The organism is Micromonospora sp. NBC_01392, assembly GCF_045040125.1.
In the GTDB taxonomy this organism is placed as follows: Bacteria; Actinomycetota; Actinomycetes; order Mycobacteriales; family Micromonosporaceae; genus Micromonospora.
The window spans coordinates 4286922-4305978 of sequence record NZ_CP109549.1; the positions used below are offsets into that span (position 1 = coordinate 4286922).

General features: G+C 74.6%; 19 protein-coding genes. 9 read left to right on the top strand and 10 right to left on the bottom strand.

The window, feature by feature from the left end; translation table 11 throughout:
• Positions 1-24: 24 nt before the first annotated feature.
• A complete protein-coding gene (locus tag OG767_RS18710) occupies positions 25-789 on the top strand; it encodes a hypothetical protein (protein ID WP_405089730.1) in 765 nt (254 codons plus the stop codon).
• Here the strand turns inward: OG767_RS18710 and OG767_RS18715 are convergent.
• The 8 genes from OG767_RS18715 to OG767_RS18750 all read right to left on the bottom strand — a co-directional run bounded on the left by OG767_RS18715 (position 782) and on the right by OG767_RS18750 (position 8210).
• Complete coding sequence (locus OG767_RS18715; protein ID WP_405089731.1) at positions 782-1396, bottom strand: bifunctional 4-hydroxy-2-oxoglutarate aldolase/2-dehydro-3-deoxy-phosphogluconate aldolase; 615 nt, start codon at positions 1394-1396, stop codon at positions 782-784. The genes OG767_RS18710 and OG767_RS18715 overlap by 8 nt on opposite strands.
• Positions 1393-2376, bottom strand: a complete 984-nt coding sequence (locus tag OG767_RS18720) for a sugar kinase (protein ID WP_405089732.1) — start codon at positions 2374-2376, stop codon at positions 1393-1395. Before OG767_RS18720 ends, OG767_RS18715 begins: the two co-directional genes overlap by 4 nt.
• The gene (locus OG767_RS18725; RefSeq protein ID WP_405089733.1) at positions 2373-3224 is read right to left on the bottom strand and encodes a PmoA family protein; all 852 of its coding nucleotides are present in this window, start codon (positions 3222-3224) and stop codon (positions 2373-2375) included. Before OG767_RS18725 ends, OG767_RS18720 begins: the two co-directional genes overlap by 4 nt.
• Positions 3221-3847, bottom strand: coding sequence for a hypothetical protein (locus OG767_RS18730; RefSeq protein ID WP_405089734.1), 627 nt, complete (start codon positions 3845-3847; stop codon positions 3221-3223). The genes OG767_RS18725 and OG767_RS18730 overlap by 4 nt, the downstream gene beginning before the upstream one ends.
• Positions 3844-4716, bottom strand: a complete 873-nt coding sequence (locus OG767_RS18735; RefSeq protein WP_405089735.1) for a carbohydrate ABC transporter permease — start codon at positions 4714-4716, stop codon at positions 3844-3846. Before OG767_RS18735 ends, OG767_RS18730 begins: the two co-directional genes overlap by 4 nt.
• On the bottom strand, positions 4713-5696 hold the full coding sequence (locus OG767_RS18740) for a carbohydrate ABC transporter permease (protein ID WP_281941823.1): 984 nt from the start codon (positions 5694-5696) through the stop codon (positions 4713-4715). Before OG767_RS18740 ends, OG767_RS18735 begins: the two co-directional genes overlap by 4 nt.
• 26 nt (positions 5697-5722) lie before the next feature.
• Positions 5723-7066 carry an ABC transporter substrate-binding protein gene (locus tag OG767_RS18745; protein WP_405089736.1) on the bottom strand — a complete coding sequence of 448 codons (1344 nt, stop codon included), beginning with the start codon at positions 7064-7066 and terminating at the stop codon, positions 5723-5725.
• A 97-nt stretch (positions 7067-7163) separates the two neighbouring features.
• Positions 7164-8210 carry a LacI family DNA-binding transcriptional regulator gene (locus OG767_RS18750; protein ID WP_405089737.1) on the bottom strand — a complete coding sequence of 349 codons (1047 nt, stop codon included), beginning with the start codon at positions 8208-8210 and terminating at the stop codon, positions 7164-7166.
• Positions 8211-8448: 238 nt separating this feature from the next.
• Between OG767_RS18750 and OG767_RS18755 the strand changes: the two genes are divergently transcribed.
• From OG767_RS18755 to OG767_RS18790, 8 genes are all read left to right on the top strand, one after another.
• Entirely contained in the window at positions 8449-9777 is a 1329-nt protein-coding gene (locus OG767_RS18755) for a Gfo/Idh/MocA family protein (RefSeq protein ID WP_405089738.1), read from the top strand.
• Between the two features lie 13 nt (positions 9778-9790).
• Entirely contained in the window at positions 9791-11224 is a 1434-nt protein-coding gene (gene uxaC, locus OG767_RS18760) for a glucuronate isomerase (protein ID WP_405089739.1), read from the top strand.
• Entirely contained in the window at positions 11221-12522 is a 1302-nt protein-coding gene (locus OG767_RS18765; protein ID WP_405089740.1) for an enolase C-terminal domain-like protein, read from the top strand. The genes uxaC and OG767_RS18765 overlap by 4 nt, the downstream gene beginning before the upstream one ends.
• Positions 12513-14003, top strand: a complete 1491-nt coding sequence (locus OG767_RS18770; RefSeq protein ID WP_405089741.1) for a mannitol dehydrogenase family protein — start codon at positions 12513-12515, stop codon at positions 14001-14003. The genes OG767_RS18765 and OG767_RS18770 overlap by 10 nt, the downstream gene beginning before the upstream one ends.
• Complete coding sequence (locus tag OG767_RS18775; protein ID WP_405089742.1) at positions 14000-15205, top strand: Gfo/Idh/MocA family protein; 1206 nt, start codon at positions 14000-14002, stop codon at positions 15203-15205. Before OG767_RS18770 ends, OG767_RS18775 begins: the two co-directional genes overlap by 4 nt.
• The gene (locus OG767_RS18780) at positions 15198-16547 is read left to right on the top strand and encodes a polysaccharide lyase family 1 protein (RefSeq protein ID WP_405089743.1); all 1350 of its coding nucleotides are present in this window, start codon (positions 15198-15200) and stop codon (positions 16545-16547) included. Before OG767_RS18775 ends, OG767_RS18780 begins: the two co-directional genes overlap by 8 nt.
• 234 nt (positions 16548-16781) lie before the next feature.
• The gene (locus OG767_RS18785; RefSeq protein ID WP_405089744.1) at positions 16782-17192 is read left to right on the top strand and encodes an ATP-binding protein; all 411 of its coding nucleotides are present in this window, start codon (positions 16782-16784) and stop codon (positions 17190-17192) included.
• A 59-nt stretch (positions 17193-17251) separates the two neighbouring features.
• Positions 17252-17971: an HD domain-containing protein gene (locus OG767_RS18790; RefSeq protein WP_405089745.1), complete on the top strand. Its 720-nt coding sequence runs from the start codon at positions 17252-17254 to the stop codon at positions 17969-17971.
• Between the two features lie 124 nt (positions 17972-18095).
• Here the strand turns inward: OG767_RS18790 and OG767_RS18795 are convergent, their stop codons facing one another.
• On the bottom strand, positions 18096-18509 hold the full coding sequence (locus OG767_RS18795) for a barstar family protein (RefSeq protein WP_405089746.1): 414 nt from the start codon (positions 18507-18509) through the stop codon (positions 18096-18098).
• 57 nt (positions 18510-18566) lie between these two features.
• On the bottom strand, positions 18567-19007 hold the full coding sequence (locus OG767_RS18800) for a ribonuclease domain-containing protein (protein ID WP_405089747.1): 441 nt from the start codon (positions 19005-19007) through the stop codon (positions 18567-18569).
• Positions 19008-19057: the final 50 nt, after the last annotated feature.

Sequence of the window (19057 nt, forward strand, 5' to 3'; positions counted from 1 at the left end):
GGCCCGACCGCCGGGAGGCGCGACATGGGTGAGCTGCGGAAGCCGTTCCTGCTGCTGGCGCTGCTGGCGGTGGCGCTGGTGGTCGGCGTGGAGCTGGGCGCGGCGGCGCTGACCGGCGGCGGGGACGCGGGCGCCGCGCTGCGGGACAGCGCCGGCGGGCTCGGCGTCGAGCTGGGCGACGTCGGCGCGGTGGCCGAGCCGTCCGGTCGGGGCACCGGCTACCTGGCGCTGATCGACGTGGTGGCGCTCTGGACCACCGGGCTGTTCGCGCTGAGCCTGGTGCTGCCCGACCGGGTCCAGGGCCGGGTGCAGGGCGCGGCCACGCTGGTCTTCTCGGTGGTGCTGCTGCTGGTGTCGCTGGTGCTGCTGGTCGTCGCGTTCGTCGAGCTGACGGTGATGGTCTCGCTGTTCCTGGCGGTCCCGTTCGGCACGCTGGCGTACCTCGCGGTGTGGGGGTTCTTCCCGGTCGGCGACGCGGCCGTGCTGCTCGGGCTGGCGCTGCTGCTCAAGCTGGTCTGGGCCGGGCTGCTGCTGGCCGCGCAGCCGCGCTTCCTGCGCAACAAGGGGCTGGTGCTGCTGGCGACGACCACGCTGCTGTGCACCCTGGTGTTGCAGTTCCTGCACGGCCTGGTGCCGGTGATCCTGGTCAGCGTCGTCGACGACCTGGGCGCGGTGGTCTTCGCGGTGGTGGCGATCATCTGGGCGCTGGTGCTGCTGGTCGGCTCGATCCCGGCGATCGTCAAGGCGGTGCGGACCACCGCGACGACGTCCGGCCGCACCGTCAGCTGACCGGGTCGCCGGTGGCGAGCGCGGCCAGGCGCGGGAGCTGTGCCGGGTCGGTGAGCGCCGAGCCGACCGCCACCACGCGTACGCCGGCGGCCAGGAAGTCGCCCGCGTTGCCGGCGTCGATGCCGCCGGTGGCCACGAACCGTGCCTCCGGCAGCGGCCCGGCGACCGCCCGGAACCAGGCCGGGCCGAGACTGACCGCCGGGAACGCCTTGAGCCAGACCAGGCCGTGCTCGAGCGCCCGCTGCGCCTCGGTCGGGGTGGCCACGCCGGGCAGGTGCGGAATGCCGTAGCCGCGCGCCGTGTCCGCGACGGCCAGGTCCAGGCCGGGGGCGACGGTGAACGCCGCGCCGGCGCTCATCGCCTGGCGGACCTGCGCCGGGGTCCGGACCGTGCCGGCGCCGACGAGCCGGTCCCGGCGACGTCCGGCGGTGACCGCGGCGCTCAGCGCGGGCACCGCCGCGGGGGTACGGATCGGGACCTCCACCACGCCGATGCCGAGATCCCAGGCCAGCTCCGCGAGCCGGACCGTCTCCTCCGGCGGCAGGTCGCGCAGGATCACCATGACCCGCCCGTCGCCGAACAGCGGTGCGAAGTCGTGCTCGGTCATGTGCCGCTCCCCTCGTCGCGCCGCCTTGCCGGCGCCGCCCATTCCCGGTCCGTCAGCGCCAGCGCCCGGGCGATCCCGGCCGGATCGGGCGGCGGCGCGGTGTCGCCCGGCGTGGCCAGCACCGGCGCGGCGGTGAGATGCCCCATCCGCAGGCAGGCGCGCAGGTCGAGGTCGCGCAGCAGCCCGGCGAGGAAGCCGGCGGCGAACGCGTCCCCGGCGCCGACCGGCTCCACCACGTCCACCGGGGGCGTCGGCACGAAGACCGCCGGCCCGGTACGCGGCAGCGCGGTCGCGCCGACCGGCCCGTCCTTGACCACCACCAGCTCCGGCCCGGGCAGCAGGTCGCGGACGGCGGCCGGGTCGGCGCTGCCCCACAGCGTCGCCGCCTCGTCCAGCCCGACGAGCACCACGTCGGCGCGGTCGGCCAGGTCCCGCAGCGCCGGCGCGGCCCGGTCGGCGGGCCAGAGCGCCGGACGGTGGTTCACGTCGAACGTGGTCCGGGCCCCGGGCAGCGCCCGCCCGGCCAGCGCGTGCGCGAGCAGCTCCCGGCAGGAGTCGGAGAGCGCGGCGGTGATCCCGGACAGGTGCAGCAGCCGCACCCCGGCCAGCCGCGGGTCGGCCAGGTCCGACGCGCCGAGGCGGCTCGCCGCGGACCCGGCGCGGTGGTAGTGCACGCGGGTGCCGGCCGGGCCGGGATCCTTGAGGTAGACGCCGGTCGGCGCGGCCGGGTCGACCGTGACCGCGCGGACGTCCACGCCGGCGGCGGCGATCTCGGCGACCACCCGGCGGCCGAACGGGTCGTCGCCGACCCGGCTGACCCAGGCGGCGCGGTGGCCGAGCCGGGCCAGCCCCATGGCCACGTTGGACTCCGCGCCGCCGACGCCGACCGCCAGCCGGTCGGCGTGCTCCAGCGGCCCGCCGTCGTCGGGCGCGAGCACCACCATGGTCTCCCCCACGCAGGCGACCTCCGGGCCGGTCATGCGGCAGCCGCCATCCGTTCCGCGACCTCGGCCCGGTCCAGGTGGCCGTCGACGACGAGCACCCGGTGCCGGTTGCGGCGCGGCCGGTCGGCGGCGACCACCGCCGGGCGGTCGAACGCGTACGCGACGCAGACGCCCGGGTACATGGCGGTGCGGACGAACCACCTGTCGCCCGGCCCGAGCCCGCTGAACACCAGCGTGTACGCGGCACCGCCGGGCGCGGTGCCGGACAGCGCCAGCCAGGGCGCGGCCGAGCCGTTGACCTCCTCCTCGCCGACCGCGTCCACGGTGCACACCCGGGGTTCCGGGCCGGCGACGGCCCGCCAGAAGAAGCCGCCGTAGCCGGCGCCGCCGGGGCGACCGTTGGTGGCCGGGCTGCCCAGGTGGACGTCGGCGCCGGTGGCGGACGTGAAGGTGGCGGACAGGTCGAGCCACCAGGCGTCGTCGCCGGCCGGCGCGGCGGTGAGCCGGCGGTGCTCGCGCAGCAGCGTCCGGCCGTCGGCGTCCCGCCAGTCGAGGTCGTGGTCGAGCCGGTCGGCGGCCCGTTCCCGCCAGCCGGTGTGGGCGATGACGCCGTGGTCGTCCCGCCAGGTGTAGCCGGTGCCGCGCACGTACGTCCGGCCGCCCCAGAAGTTGGCGCCGGCCACGTCCGGCACGGTGAGGGACGCGCCGAGGTGCCAGAGGTGGTCGGCCGGGAGCGCGTCGGTGACCGGGGTGCCGGCGCGGGTGCGCACCGGATGCAGGTAGGGCCGGGGGCCGTGGCGCGGGTCGAGGTCGGGGCGGACCAGGTAGCGGGCCACCTCGACCCCGGCCACGACCAGCCGCTCATCCCCGGGATCAGCGGTCACGACGCCTCCGGCCCGAGCGCGGCGGAGTGGGCGCGCGCCCGGCGTCGGGCGTCCACCGCGTGCAGCGCGGCGAGGGCGTACCCGCCGAGGATCGGCACCGCCACCGGGGTGACGAGCGCGGCGAGCAGCGCGGCGAGCCCGCCGATCCCGGCCGCGGCGGCCCAGCCGCCGGGGTGTCGGGCGCAGACGCGGGCCACCTCGCCGGCGGCGCGACGCCAGCCCCGCCCTCCGGTGCGTCCGACCGCGACGGCGACCAGGCCGGCGTACCCGAGCACTGCCGCGACCACGACGGCGGTGACCGCCAGGGCGGGCCCGCCGCCGGGCACCCGGTCGGTGGCCAGTGCCAGCAGGTCGACGGCGAGCAGCGCGGCGACCGCGAGCGCGACGGCGCTGACCGCCGTGCCGGCGGGCACCGCGCGGCCGAACCGGGTCAGGCTGGTCCGGGCCGGCGGCCAGCTCCCGGTGACGGACCGGTCGTGCAGCGCGGCGGAGGCGGTGGCGACGGCCGGGGCGAGCGTGAGCACCGGCAGCGACGCCGCCGCCACGGCGAGGCCGAGCAGCGCCAGGTCGGCCGCCTCGGCCACGGTGTCCCGCCAGTCCCGGCGGGGGGCCTCGGCGCTCATCCCTTCAACCCGCTGGTGTTGATGCCCTCGACCAGCATCCGCTGGAAGGCGAGGAAGAACAGGAACACCGGCAGCAGCGACAGCACCGACATGGCGAACATCGGGCCGACCGCGCTCTGGCTGGTCGAGTCGATGAACAGGGTCAGCGCCACCGGGACGGTGTAGTCCTCCAGCGTGGACAGGAAGACCAGTTGGCGGAAGAAGTCGTTCCAGGTCCAGATGAACGAGAAGATCGCGGTGGTGACCAGCGCGGGGCGGCTCAGCGGCAGGATCACGTGCCGGAAGACGCCGTACGGCGACGCGCCGTCGATCTTGGCGGCCTCGTCCAGCTCGCGGGGGATGCCGCGCATGAACTGCACCATGAGGAAGACGAAGAACGCCTCGGTGGCCAGGAAGTGCGGGATGAGCAGCGGCAGGTACGGCCAGTCGCCGCCGACCAGGCCGAGGCTGCGGAACAGGATGTACTGCGGCACGATCAGCACGTGCCCGGGCAGCAGCAGGGTGCCGATCATGACGGTGAACCACGCCTTGCGGAACCGGAACCGCAACCGCCCCAGGGCGTACGCGGCCAGCAGGCAGGACAGCGCGTTGCCGACCACGGTGAGCAGGCTGACCATGGCGCTGTTGAGGAAGAACCGGCCGAAGCTGACGTCGAAGTTCGTCCAGCCCTCGGTGTAGTTGCCGGGGGTGAACTCCGCCGGCAGCAGGCCGATGTTGTTGACGATCTCGGCCGGCGACTTGACCGAGGTGCCGAGCATCCAGATCAGCGGGTAGAGCACCACCGCCACGATCGCCACGAGCACCGCCAGGCGCAGCGCCTGCCGGTTGCGCGGGCGGCGGCGGCCGGCGACGGCGGTCACCGCGGTCATGAGTCGTCCCCTCCGTCCGAGTAGTGCACCCAGAACCGGCCGGTGCTGAAGAACACGGCCGTGATGAGCGCGATGGCCAGCAGGAACACCCAGGCCATCGCCGAGGCGTAGCCCATCTCCAGGTCGGTGAAGCCGGAGATGTAGAGCTTGAGCGTGTACATCAGGGTGGAGTCGACCGGGCCGCCGGTGCCGTTGCTGAGCACGAACGCGGCGGTGAAGCCCTGGAAGCCGTGGATGGTCTCCAGCACCAGGTTGAAGAAGATCACCGGGGAGAGCATGGGCAGGGTGACCGCGCGGAACCGTCGCCAGGTGCCGGCGCCGTCCACGGCCGCCGCCTCGTACAGCTCGACCGGGACCTGCTTGAGCCCGGCCAGGAAGATCACCATGGGCGCGCCGAACTGCCAGATCGCCAGCACCATCAGCGTCTGGAGCGCCCAGTCCGGGTCGGCGACCCAGGGCAGCCCCTCGATGCCGAAGAGCGCGAGGAACGAGTTGAACGCGCCGTCCCGGTTGAACATGTTGACCCAGACGATGGCCAGCGCGACGCTGCCGCCGAGCAGCGACGGCAGGTAGAACAGGCCGCGGAACAGCCCGACGCCGCGCCAGGTGCGGTTGAGCAGCAGCGCCACGCCGAGCGCGGCGGCGAGCTTCAACGGTACGGCGACCAGCGCGAACGTCAGCGTGACGCGCACCGCGTGCCAGTACGACGGGTCGGCGGTGAACATCCGCTCGTAGTTGGCCAGCCCGACCCAGCGCACCTCGGACAGCGGGGTGAGGATGTCGTAGTCGGTGAAGCTCAGCCAGAGCGAGAGCAGCATGGGGATCGCCGTGACGCCCATCAGTCCGATGAGCCAGGGCGAGAGGAAGACGTACCCTGCCAGGCCCTCGCCGAGCCGGGCCCGGCCGGCCCCGCGCCGCGTGGGGCGGGGGCCGACCGGTCCGGTTCGCGGGCTCCGGCCGGGCGCCGTGGTGAGGGCCACGGGTCCGGTTCCTTTCCGTCGAGGGGTCAGGCGATCGCGGCTTTGCAGGCGGTGACGAACTGCTCCGCCGCCTGGGCCGGGGTGGCGCGGCCGTACTGGGCGTTCTCGGCGGCCTTGGTCAGCTCCGACTTGACCTTGCTGTGTCCCTTGATCGGGACCTGCGGGGACGGCCCGAACTTCTGCGCCAGCTCGGACTCGACCTGGATGGACTGCTTCATGGCCGGGTCGGTGGCGGTCTCACTGACCTTGGCCCGCAGGTCCATGTTGGAGGGCAGGCCGCGGTCGGTGCCGAGCAGCGCCACCGCCTCCGGGTCGTTGTTCAGGAAGTTGATCACGTCGACCGCGACGTCGCGGTGCTTGCTGCCCTTGAACACCGACCAGTACATGGAGGCGCGGGCCCACTGGGCGCTCGGGTCACCCGGGTAGGCGACCACGCCCAGCTCGTCCTTGGTGTTCTTCTTCAGGTCCGGCATCTGGTTGGCCCAGACCCAGGAGGTGGCCGCCTTGCCGGTGACCACGAGCTGCTTGGTGATGTCGGTGGCGTTGCCCTGGTGGATGACGTCCGCGGTCGGGGTGGCGCCCCGATCCCGGGCGCCCTTCCACAGCTCGAACCACTTCGTCACGTCCTCGACCGTGAAGCCGAGTTCCTTGCCCCGGTACAGGTCCTTGCCCTGCTGGCGCAGCCAGACCCAGAGCGCCTTGTAGTCGGCGCTCGGGTCCTGGGTGCCGGGCACCTTCGTCTTCTTCGCCACCTGCTCCGCCCAGGCGATGTGCTCCTCCCAGCTCATCCCGGTGGTCGGCTCCGGCAGCCCGTTCTTCGTCAGCAGCGTCTTGTTGTAGACCAGGCCCTGGGTGTTCTCCCCGGCGGCCACCCCGGCGAGCTTGCCGTCGACCACGCCGTACTCCAGCAGGCTCTTCGGGAACTTCGACACGTCGAGCTTGCCGGAGTCGCGGTAGCTGCCCAGGTCGAGCGTGGTGCTGCGGCCGGCGTACTCGGCCAGGTAGTTGTCGTCGATCTGGAACAGGTCGGGCGGGTTGCCGCCGGCGGTCAGCGTGGCGAGCTTGTCGAAGTAGCCCTGGTTGGCCTGCCAGGTCTTCTCGAACGTCACGTCGGGGTGCTTCTTGGTGTAGAGGGCCAGGGCGTCCTCGGTGAGCTTGGCCCGGGCCTCGCCGCCCCACCAGAAGACGGAGAGCTTGACCGGGCCGCCGTCACCGGCGGCGTCGTCGTCGCCGCAGCCGGCCGCGCCCAGCGCGAGCGGCGCGGCCAACGCGACGACGGCCAGGCCGCGGACGAATCGACGTCGAGACAGGGGGGTACGGTGATCCCGCCCGGCGGGTGCGCCGGCGGTGGGGGGCGTTGCGGCGTGCATCTGCGCTCACTCCTCGGCTGTGGGAGGCGACGACGTCACCGGCGGCCGTCCACGGGTCGCCCGGGTCCGCACCGCTATGCGGGCCCGGGCCACCTGCTCAGGCCCCGGTGCCGTCCCGACCGGGCTCGGGAACGGGCCCGGTCGAGTCGCGGACGACCAGTACGGTCTGGAGCATTACCTGTGCGGTGGTGCGACGGTCGCCGGCCGACGCGCCCCGGCCCCGCACGCCACGCGGCGCGTCGGAGTCGAGTTGCAGCAGCATGTCGACGGCCGTCCGGCCGGCGGCCGCGGTCGGCGTGGCCACCGTCGTCAACTTGGGGCGGGTGAGCCGGCTCAACGCGATGTCGTCGACGCCGACCACGCTGACGTCCTGTGGCACCCGCAGCCCCAGCGCGTCCAGCCCTTCGATCAGGCCGATCGCCATCAGGTCGTTGTAGGCGAGCACGGCGGTGACGCCGCTGCGGCGTACCTGGTCGGCGAGCGCGCCGCCGCCGGTCTCGGTGGGTTGGTTGGGCCCGAGCAGGGTCAGCTCGGCGCCGCCGCCCCGGGCGGCCGCCGAGGCGGCCCGGCGCATCTCCCGGGCGGTCCAGGAGCCGCGCGGGCCACCGAGCAACGCGATCCGCCGGTGACCGAGGCCGAGCAGGTGCTCGATCGCGGACCGGGCGCCCTGCCCGACGTCCATCATCACGCAGGGCAGGCCGGCGACCTGGCGGTTTATCACCACCACCGGGACCTCGCGGCTGACCTGCTCGATCAGGCTGTTGCTCATCCGGGGGCTGCACAGCAGCACGCCGTCGACCTGTTTGGCGAGCGCGTGGACCAGGTCCTCCTCGGCGGCCACGTCCTCGTTGGTGTCGGCCACGAACACGTGGTAGTCGCGGTGCCGGGCCTGTCCCTCCGCCGCCTTGATCAGCGGCGGGAAGAACGGGTTGGCGATGTCGGCCACGATCAGGCCGATGTTGTGGGTCCGGCCGGTGATCAGGGCCCGGGCGGCCCGGTTGGGCCGGTAACCGAGGTCCTCCGCACAGGCCAGCACCCGGACCCGGGTCTCCGGGTTGACCAGGTGCGGGGCCGAGAACGTGCGGGAGACGGTGGAGATGTGCACGCCGGAGGCCCGGGCGACGTCCCGGATGGTGGCTGGCACGGCGGGCTCCCTCGTCCGATGTGGTGGGGGTCACGGGGTGCCGCCAATTAATGCAAACGGTTGCGCCGGTGTCAACGGTCCATTGTTACGGCTCGATTGCGGTACCGCTCCCGGGGGGTGCATAAAAACGCACCAATGCGGATTGATGGGGCGGGATGTTCATCGACCGTTGACGTCGTATCGGCCGACGTGGTTTCTTCGGCTGCAAACCTTTGCATAACCGCGGGAGGCCGACGTCATGTCACCACCGGCCCGGAAACGGGTCCGCCACGCCCTGGTCGGCGCCGGGGCGCGCGCCGAGATGTTCGTCCGCGCGCTCGCGCTCGACCACGCCGACACCGCAGAGCTGGTCGCCCTGGCCGACGTGAACCAGGCCCGGATGGACGCGCACAACCGCTGGCTCGCCGAACTCGGCCACCCGACGGTGCCCACCTACGCCGCCGGCGACTTCGCCGCCATGCTGGCGAAGGAGCGGGTCGACGTGGTGCTGGTGACCAGCGTCGACGTCACCCACGACGAGTACGTGACCGCCGCGCTGCGGGCCGGCTGCGACGTGGTCACCGAGAAGCCGATGACCGTCGACGCGCCCCGCTGCCGGCGCGTGCTGGACGCGGTCGCGGAGACCGGCCGGCAGGTCACCGTCGCGTTCAACTACCGCTACAACCCGCTGCACGAGCAGCTCCGCCGGCTGCTCGCCGACGGCGCGGTGGGCGAGATCGGCTCGGTGCACTTCGAGTGGCTGCTGGACGTACGGCACGGCGCCGACTACTTCCGCCGCTGGCACCGGGACAAGGCCACCTCCGGCGGCCTGCTCGTGCACAAGGCCAGCCACCACTTCGACCTGGTCAACTGGTGGCTGGACGCCCGACCGGTCGAGGTGTACGCGGCCGGCCGGCTGTTCTTCTACGGCGAGACCGGCCGCCGGCACGGCTACGCCCGCGACTACGACCGGGCGCACGGCGCCCCCGCCGCCGCCGACGACCCGTTCGCGCTGCGGCTGGCCGAGCACCCCCGGCTGCGCGAGCTGTACCTCGACGCCGAGGCCGAGGACGGCTACCACCGGGACCGCAACGTGTTCGCCCCCGGCGTGACCATCGAGGACGACCTCGCGGTGCTGGCCCGCTACTCCACCGGCGCGACCATGACCTACCACCTCACCGCGTACGCCCCCTGGGAGGGCTACCGGGTGATGGTGAACGGCAGCCGGGGCCGCCTCGAACTGGAGGTCACCGAGAGCGACCACGTCAGCCCCGGCGGCGCGTCCGCGCTCAAGGGCGCCGCGCTGCACGGCGACGAGGCCGCGGTGGAACGCGGCGCGGCCCGGCTCACGCTGCGCCCGTTCTGGGCGCCGCCGGTGGAGATCGGAGTGGAGGGCTGGACCCGGCGCGGGCACGGCGGCGCGGACGCCCGGATGACCCGGGTGCTGCTCGGCGGCGAACCCGACCCGCTCGGCCGTGCCGCCACCGCGTACGACGGCGCGCTCGCGCTGCTCACCGGCCTGGCCGCCAACCGCTCGCTGGAGACCGGCGCGCCCGTCCGGGTCGCCGACCTGCTCACCCTGCCCTGACCGAGGAGCCCCTGTGCCGATCGTCTCCCCCAGCGATCTGCTGCTGCCCGCCGAGCCCGGCCAACGCGCGCTGGCCCGCGAGCTGTACGCCCTGGCGGCCACGCAGCCGATCATCTCCCCGCACGGGCACGTCGACCCGGCGCTGCTGGCCGAGGACCGCCCGTTCCCCGACCCGGCCCGGCTGCTGATCGTGCCCGACCACTACCTGACCCGGATGCTGCTCAGCCAGGGCGTGCCGCCGGCCGACCTGGGCGTGCCGAGCGTCGACGGCAGCCCGGTCGAGACCGACGGGCGGACCATCTGGCGGCGCTTCGCCGCGCACTGGCACCTGTTCCGGGGCACCCCGTCGCGGCTGTGGCTGGAGCAGACGTTCCGGAACGTGTTCGACGTGCACACGCCGCTCTCCCCGGCCACCGCCGACCCGGTCTACGACGCGCTCGCCGCCCGCCTCGCCGAGCCGGCGTTCCGGCCCCGGGAGCTGTTCACCCGCTTCGGCATCGAGGTGCTCGCCACCACCGAGTCGCCCCTGGACGACCTGGGCCGGCACGCCAAGCTCGCCGCCGACGGCTGGGGCGGGCCGGGCGGGCGGGTGGTCACCACGTTCCGCCCGGACGACGTGGTGGACATGGAGTTCGACGGCTGGGCGGCCAACGTGGACCGGCTCGCCGACGTCTCCGGCGAGGACACCGGCACGTACGCCGGCTACCTGGCCGCGCTGCGGCAGCGCCGGGCAGCGTTCGTCGCGGCCGGCGCGACCTCCACCGACCACGGGCACCCCACCGCCCGTACCCTCGATCTCGACCCGGCGCAGGCGGCGGCGCTGTACGACAAGGGCCGGCGCGGCCTCGCCGACCCGGGCGACGCGGAGGCGTTCCGGGCGCACATGCTGCTGGAGTTCGCCCGGATGTCGCTCGACGACGGCCTGGTGATGCAGCTGCACCCGGGCGCGGTGCGCAACCACAACCGCTGGCTGCACGCCCGCCACGGCCGTGACGTCGGCGGCGACGTGCCGCAGGCCACCGACTACGTGCACGGGCTGGCCCCGCTGCTGGACGCGCACGGCAACGACCCCCGGCTGACCGTGGTGCTCTACACGCTCGACGAGGACACGTTCACCCGGGAGTTGGCGCCGCTCGCGGGCGGCTACGCCGCGCTGCGGCTCGGCGCGCCGTGGTGGTTCCTCGACTCGCCGGAGGTGCTGCGCCGGTTCCGGGAGGCGGTCACCGAGACCGCCGGCTTCTACAACACCGCCGGGTTCGTCGACGACACCCGCGCGTTCTGCTCCATCCCGGTCCGCCACGACGTGGCCCGCCGGGTCGACGCCGGTTTCCTGGCCCGCCTGGTCGCCGAGCACCGCCTCGACGCCGACGAGGCCGCCGAGACCATCGTCGACCTGGCGTACCGGCTGCCCAAGCAGGTCTTCAAGTTCTCCGGAGGGCGCTCATGACCAGGATCGTCGACGTCGAGGTGCACGACGTGCGCTTCCCCACCGCCGCCAGCGGCGACGGCTCGGACGCGATCAACCGGGGCGACTACTCGGCCACCTACGTGGAGCTGACCACCGACGGCGGGCCGACCGGCACCGGGTTCACGTTCACCAACGGCCGGGGCAACGAGATCACCTGCGCGGCGGTCCGCGCGCTCGCCCACCACGTACGCGGGCGCACGGTCGCCGAGATCGCCGCCGAGCCGGTGGCGTTCTGGCGGTCGCTCACCGCCGACGTGCAACTGCGCTGGCTCGGGCCGGAGAAGGGGGTGATCCACATGGCCACCGGCGCGCTGGTCAACGCGGTCTGGGACCTGCGCGCCAAGCTGGCCGGCAAGCCGATGTGGCGGTTCCTCGCCGAGCTGCCCACCGACGAGCTGGTGGCCACCGTCGACTTCCACCACATCACCGACGCGCTCACCCCGGACGAGGCGGCGGCCATCCTGGACAAGGGACGCGACGGGCTCGGCGAGCGGCTGGCCGGGCTGGAACGCGACGGCTTCCCGTCGTACACCACGTCGGTGGGCTGGCTCGGCTACCCGGACGAGCAGGTGCGCGCGCTGACCCGCGACGCGTACGCGGCGGGGTGGCGGGCGATGAAGATGAAGGTCGGCGGGCGGCTCGACGACGATCTGCGCCGGGCCCGGATCATCCGGGCCGAGATCGGCCCGGACGCGCTGCTGATGATGGACGCCAACCAGGTCTGGGACGTGGACGAGGCGATCGCCGCGATGAGCGTGCTGGTCGAGGTCGACCCGTACTGGATCGAGGAGCCCACCCACGCCGACGACGTGCTCGGGCACGCCCGGATCGCCCGCGCGGTGACCGAGCTGTCCGGCGGCCGGTGCCGGGTCGCCACCGGCGAGGTCGCGGCCAACCGGGTCATCTTCAAGCAGTTGCTCCAGGCCGAGGCGATCGGCGTGATGCAGGTCGACGCGTGCCGGGTCGGCGGCGTCGACGAGGTGCTCGCCGAGCTGCTGCTGGCCGCGAAGTTCGGGGTGCCGGTCTGCCCGCACGCCGGCGGCGTCGGGCTCTGCGAATACGTGCAGCACCTCGCGGTCTTCGACCACCTGCGGGTGAGCACCGGCCTGGACGGCCGGATGGTCGAGTACGTGGACCACCTGCACGAGCACTTCGTCGACCCGGTCCGCACCCGCGGCGGACGCTATCTGCTGCCCACCGCGCCCGGCTACAGCGCCGCCATGCGGCCGGAGTCGATCGCGGAGTTCCGCTTCCCGGAGGGACCGGCATGGCACTGACCGTCGACACCGACCGGCTCGGCCTGGCCACCCTGCGCCGGCTGCCCGAGGAGAGCCGGCCGCTGGTGCGCCCCGGCACCGTGCCGGCCGGCATCGTCCACCTGGGGCTCGGCGCGTTCCACCGCGCCCACCAGGCCGTGCACACCGAGGCGGCGGTCGGCGCGGCCGGCGGCGACTGGGGCATCGTCGGCGTCGCGCCGCGCAGCACCGACGTGGTCGAGGCGCTGGCCGCGCAGGACGCGTTGTTCAGCGTCACCACGCTCGCCGCCGACGGCGCGTCGACCCGGGTCGTCGGCGCGCTGGCCGGGGTGCGGCACGCCGCCGCCGACCCGGACGCGGTGGTGCGCCTGCTCGCCGACCCGGCGATCCGGGTGGTCACGCTGACCGTCACCGAGAAGGCGTACCAGCTCGACCCGGTGACCGGCGCGCTGGCCGCCGACCCGGAGCTGACCGCCGACCTGACCACCGACCGGCCGCCGCGCACCGTGCCCGGGCTGCTGGTACGCGGGCTGCTCGCCCGCGCCGCCGCCGACGCCGGGCCGTTGGCGTTGGTGAGCTGCGACAACCTGCCGGCCAACGGGCGCCGGCTGCGCAGCCTGGTCGACCAGTGCCTGGCGCTGGCCCGGGTGCCCGACGCGACGCTGGACCGGGTGGCGGCGCAGGTCACCTGCCCCGGCACCATGGTCGACCGGATCGTGCCGGCCAGCACCGACGAGACCCGGGAGACCGCGCGGCGCGCGCTCGGCGTGACCGACCTGGCGGCGGTCGCGGCCGAACCGTGGTCCCAGTGGGTGATCGAGGACGACTTCCCCGGCGGCCGACCCGCCTGGGAGCGGGCCGGCGCGGTCCTCACCGACGACGCCGGCCCGTGGGAACGGCTGAAGCTGCGCGCGCTCAACGGCGTGCACTCCGCCACCGCGTACCTCGGGGCCCTCGCGGGCGCGGAGACGGTGGTCGACGCGCTGGCGCTGCCGCACCTGGACGCGGTGCTGCGCCGGCTGGTCGCCGAGGAGATCGCGCCGAGCTTCACCCCGCCGCCCGGCGTCTCCGTGCCGGACTACGGGGAGCAGGTGCTCGCCCGCTTCGCCAACCCGGCGATCCGCTACCGCACCGCGCAGGTCGCCTCGGACGGCTCGCAGAAGCTGCCGCAGCGGGTGCTGCACACGGCCGTCGACCTGCGCGCGGCCGGCCGGTCGGCGCGGTGGAGCGCGCTGGTGGTGGCCGCCTGGCTGCGGTTCCTGCACGGGCACACCGACGACGGCCGGCCGCTGCCGCTCGACGACCCGCTCGCCGACCGGCTGCGCGCGGCGCTGGCCGACGGCCGGCACACGCCGGCCGGCGTGGTCGACGCGGTCTTCGCGGTCCGCGAGGTCTTCCCCGCCGAGCTGGCCGCCGACGAGGAGTTCCGGGCGGCCGTGACCGGCTGGCTGACCGCGCTGGACCGGCACGGCGTCCGGGCCACCCTGGCCGGCGCCCGGTGACCGTCGGCGCGCCGCCGCGGGTGGCGTTGGTCGGCGCGAACGGGCACGGCCGCTGGCACCGACGGGTGATCGCCGCGCTGCACGGCGCCGGCCGGCTGCGGCTGGTCGCGCTTGTCGACGTGCGGCCCCCCGAGGAGGAACCGGACGCGCCGACGCCACCCGGCACCGGGATCTTCACCGACCACCGGGCGATGCTGGCCGCGTCCCACCCGGACGTGGTGGTGGTGTGCACGCCGCCGCACACCCACCTGCCGATCGCGCGCGACGTGCTCGCCGCCGGCGCGGACCTGCTGCTGGAGAAGCCGCCCGTGCTCGACCTGGCCGAACACCGGGCGCTTGTCGACGCCACCACCGCCGCCGGGCGGGCGGTGCAGGTCAACTTCCAGGCGCTCGGCTCGGCGGCGCTGGCCGAGCTGACCGCCGCGCTGGCCGCCGGGCGGCTCGGCCCGGTCACCGGCATCGCCACCGTCGCGGCCTGGCAGCGTCCCGACGCCTACTACGCCCGTTCCCCGTGGGCCGGGCGGCGGTCGGTGGACGGCCGGCCGGCGCTGGACGGCGCGCTGGCCAACCCGCTCGCGCACGCGCTGATGCAGTGCCTGGCGGTGGCCGAGGCGGTGGCCGGCGAGCCGGTGCGACCGGCCCGGATCGAGGTGGAGCGCTACCGGGTCCGCCCGATCGAGGTGGACGACACCACGGTGCTGCGGCTGACCCCGGCCGTCGGGCCACCGGTGCTGGCCGCGCTCACGCTGGCCGCCGAGGAGCACGTGGCCGGCGACGTGCTGGTCACCGGCGCGCGGGGACGGGCGGTGCTGGAGTACCCGACCGACCGGCTGCGCCTGCCCGGTGACGCCCGCCCGCGCGCCGTGCCGGGCCGGGTCGGGCTGCTGGCGAACCTGCTGGACCACCGCGCCGCCAGCGTGCCGCTGATCGCGCCGCTGGTGCGTACCGGGCCGTTCACCGAGGTGCTGGACGCGCTGCGGGACGCGCCCGAGCCGACGCTGCTCGACGGTGACCTGGTGCGCACCGTGGGCGACGGACCGGAGCGGGTCCGGGTGCTCCGGGGCGTCAACGCGGTGCTGCGGGACGCGGCGGAGACCGGCGTGCTGCCGTCCGAGGCGGGCGTGCCGTGGGCGGTCCGGCCCTACCTGGTGGACCTCGGCGTCGACATCCCCGACAGACAGGACGGAACACATCATGCGTAGACGAACGGTCACCGCCGCGATCCTCGCCGCCACGCTCGCGGCCACCACCGCCGTACCCGCGTCGGCCGCGCCGGCCGGCGGGACGCCGTCGCGTGCGGCGGGCCTGCTCGGCCGCCAGGCGCTGCCGGCGAACGACGGCTGGGCCGCCGAGGGCGCCGGCACCACCGGCGGCGGGGCCGCCACCGCGGACCGGGTACGCGTGGTGCGGACCCGCGCCGAGCTGGTCGCCGCGCTCGGCGGCGACAACGCCACGAACGCGGCCGACGCCACGCCCAAGATCGTGTACGTGGCCGGCCCGATCGACGGCTTCGAAGGGCCCGACGGCACGCCGCTGGGCTGCGCCGACCTGGCCGACCCGGAGTACTCGCTGCCGGCCTACCTGGCCGCGTACGACCCGGCGGTCTGGGGCCGGGTGGACCCGAGCGGCCCGCTGGAGGCGGCCCGGGTCCGGTCGGTGGCCGCCCAGACCCGGCAGACGCAGATCAACGTCGGGTCCAACACCACGATCGTCGGGCTGCGCGGCGCCCGGCTCACCGGGCTGACCCTGATGATCGACCGGGTCGCCAACGTGATCGTGCGCAACCTGGAACTGGCCGACGCCCGGGACTGCTTCCCGGCCTGGTCCCCCACCGACGGCGACGCCGGCAACTGGAACTCGCAGTACGACCAGATCTCGGTGCGGCGCAGCGAGCACGTCTGGGTGGACCACAACACGTTCACCGACGGCGACAACCCGGACCGCGCGCAGCCGAGCTACTTCGGCCGGCCCTACCAGGTGCACGACGGCTCGCTCGACGTCACCCACACCGCCAGCCTGGTCACCGCGTCCTGGAACCGGTTCGTCGGGCGGGACAAGCTGATGCTGATCGGCTCCTCCAACACGGTCGGCCCGGACGTCGACCGGCTGAAGGTCAGCGTGCACCACAACCTGTTCGACGGGGACCTCCAGCGGCTGCCCCGGGTGCGGTTCGGCCAGGTGGACGTGCACGAGAACCACTACCGGCTCGGCGGCCCCGGCTTCGAGTACGCGCTCGGCGTCGGCGTCCGGTCCGCCATCGTCGCGGAGCACAACTTCTTCACGCTCGCCGACGACGTCGACCCGGCGGACCTCATCCGCGACTGGGGCGGCACCGCGCTCACCGAGCGTGGGAGCTGGGTGCGGCAGGGTGACGGCCGGGCCCGGCCGGTGGACCTGCTGGCCGCGTACAACGCCGCGCACGATCCGGACCTCGGCGGCGACGCCGGCTGGACGCCGACGCTGCGCGCCGCGCCGCCGCTGCCGACGCCGCTGGTGCCGCTGGTCGTCGGCGCCTGGGCGGGCGCCGGTCGCCTCCCGCTCTGACCGCTGACCCACCCACGCTCCGGGCCGGCGTCCGCACCCGACGCGCGCCGGCCCGACGGCTTCCGTCGGGGTGTCGGCTGACACGCCGGCCCCGATGCGCGATGATCACCTTTGCCGGACCTCACCGTCGGTGGCATGAATCGGCGGTCATCGGGGACAAGAGGGTGAGAAGCGGGTGGTGACAGCGCGAGTGGATGCCCAGGCCCGAAGACGGGCACGGGACGGAGGCCGGACGTGACGGGTGGGACATCCGGCCGGGTCCTCACCATCGACCTGCCGGCCGACCCCGGCCGGCTCGCGCCCACCCGGGAGCGGCTGCGCGGCTGGCTGCACGCGCACGGCATCGGCGAGTGGGACGTCGAGACGGTGCTGATCGCCACCGGGGAGGCCTGCGCCAACGCGATCGAGCACGGCTACCGCTTCGCCCCCGACGGGATCACCACGCTCCGGGTCGAACTGCGCGACGACCGGCTGGAGATCGAGGTACGCGACCACGGCGCCTGGCGACCGGCCGACGGCGGCGACGAGAGCGACCGCGGCCGGGGGCGGCTGATCATGGCGCGGGTGATGGACGAGGCGACAATCGTCGGCACGCCGGAGGGCACCTGCGTACGCCTGGTCAAGCGGCTCTCCCCGGCCGGCTGACGTCGACCCGGGTTCCGGTCGCCTGTCGCCGGCGAGCGAAGATCAGCTATAAGGGACGTATGGAGTTCCCCGCGTACCTCGCCACCATGCCGATGCACGCGATCACCGAGATCCACGGTGAGCCCGGCCTGCTGGCCCGTTTCCGGCTGGAGGTCGCCGCGTTCGACGACGCGGCCCGCGACCGGTTGACCGAGGCGCTGGACCTCGCCGCCGAGCTGCACCGCGACGACCGGCGGGTCCGGGAGCCGTACCTGAACCACCTGCTGCGGGTGGCGATCCGGCTGATGCACCACTACCAGGTGCGGGACGTGGACGTGATCGTCGCGGGGCTGCTGCACGACGCGGTAGAGGACCACCCGGTCGAGCTGGCCGGACCAACTGTGGACGGGGACGTGACGACCGCGGCGCTGGCCACGCTCGCCGCGCGGTTCGGCGCACGGGTGGCGCGGCTGGTCGCGGCGGTCACCAATCCGGAGTACGACCCGGACCGGGACCGGGACGCGCAGTACCGGGAGCACGTGGCGACCAGCCTGGACCGGGAGCCCTGGGCGCGGGTGATCAAGGTGTCCGACTTCACCGACAACGGCGTCGGCGTGATCCACACGGTCGGTCCGAAGGTGGCTCGGGCGGCCACCAAGTACCGCCCGCTGGTGCCGGTCTTCCGCGAGCTGGTCGCCCGCCCCGACACGCCCCTGTCCATGCCGGTCAAGCGACACATCTTCGCCCAGCTCGACCTGGCCGAGGAGCGCTTCAGCGCCATCCTCGACCCCCAGCCCTGACCCACCCCCACCCCCTCCACCCCAAACAGCCTCTTTCACGGAAAGCGTGGCTGTTCCAGGCGGATCAGCCACTCTTTCCCCGAAACAGCGGCCAGGGGGTGGGGCGCGGAGGGGCGGCGGGTGGTCAGGCGGGGTCGGGGGTGCCCAGGGCGGCGGCGACCCTGGCGCGCAGCGCGGGCAGCCGCTCCGGGTGCTCGCGCAGCACCACCCGCAGGGTGGCGTGGCCGCCGGCGGCTGCCGCGCCGAGCACGTCGAGCAGCGTGCCGAGCTGGGCCGGCGGCTCGTCGGCGAGCAGGTTCGCCGCGTCCCGGACGACGAGGGTGAGCGGCCCGGAGTCGATCCGGTCGGCCAGGGCGTCGGCGAGGGCGTCCCAGTTGCGGCCGTACCAGTCGGGCAGCGGCAGCGCCTCGGCAAGCGTCTCGTGCAGGGCCGCCCGGGTCCGGGTGGCCGGGCCGGGGAGCGGCACACCGGCCGGCTCGGGCGCCGGCCCGGCGTCGAGCGTCAGCCAGGCCGGCGGCTGCGGGGACGCTGCGCCCATGGGATCTGTCCTTTCCGACCGTCGGCGCCGGCCGAGGGGGCCGGCGCCGACGGAAACTCAGAGCCGGTAGAAGTTGGCGTAGTGGTCGGGTGAGAACCAGGTCGCCCCGGTGCTCTTGTTCACCACGATCCGGTACGCGTCCCGGGCGGCGTTGCAGGCGCGCGGGTAGACGTCGTACTCGTAGTAGGTGGCGTTGGTGGGCAGTTGGCCCTCGCGGTTGTAGAACTGCCCACCGGCGAAGTTGCACTGGCCGCCGCTCCACGAGTACCAGCCACGGCTGGTCGGGAAGCTCTTCGCCGACCAGCCGGAGCGGGCGGTCCGGGCGTCCGCGCAGCGCGACAGCGTGCAGGAGCTGTAGACGGCGGCCTCGGCGGGCGCGGCGAGTCGGGTGGAGACCGTGGCGGGGGCCACGAGCGCGGCGGCGGCCACGGCGGTGACCAGGGCGGACGCGGCCAGAGCGCGGCGTACGCGGGTGACGACGGCGCGGAACGGGGTCAAGGGATCCTCCTTGAGCGAGCCGACAGGGCATCGACCAGCATCATTGGCTG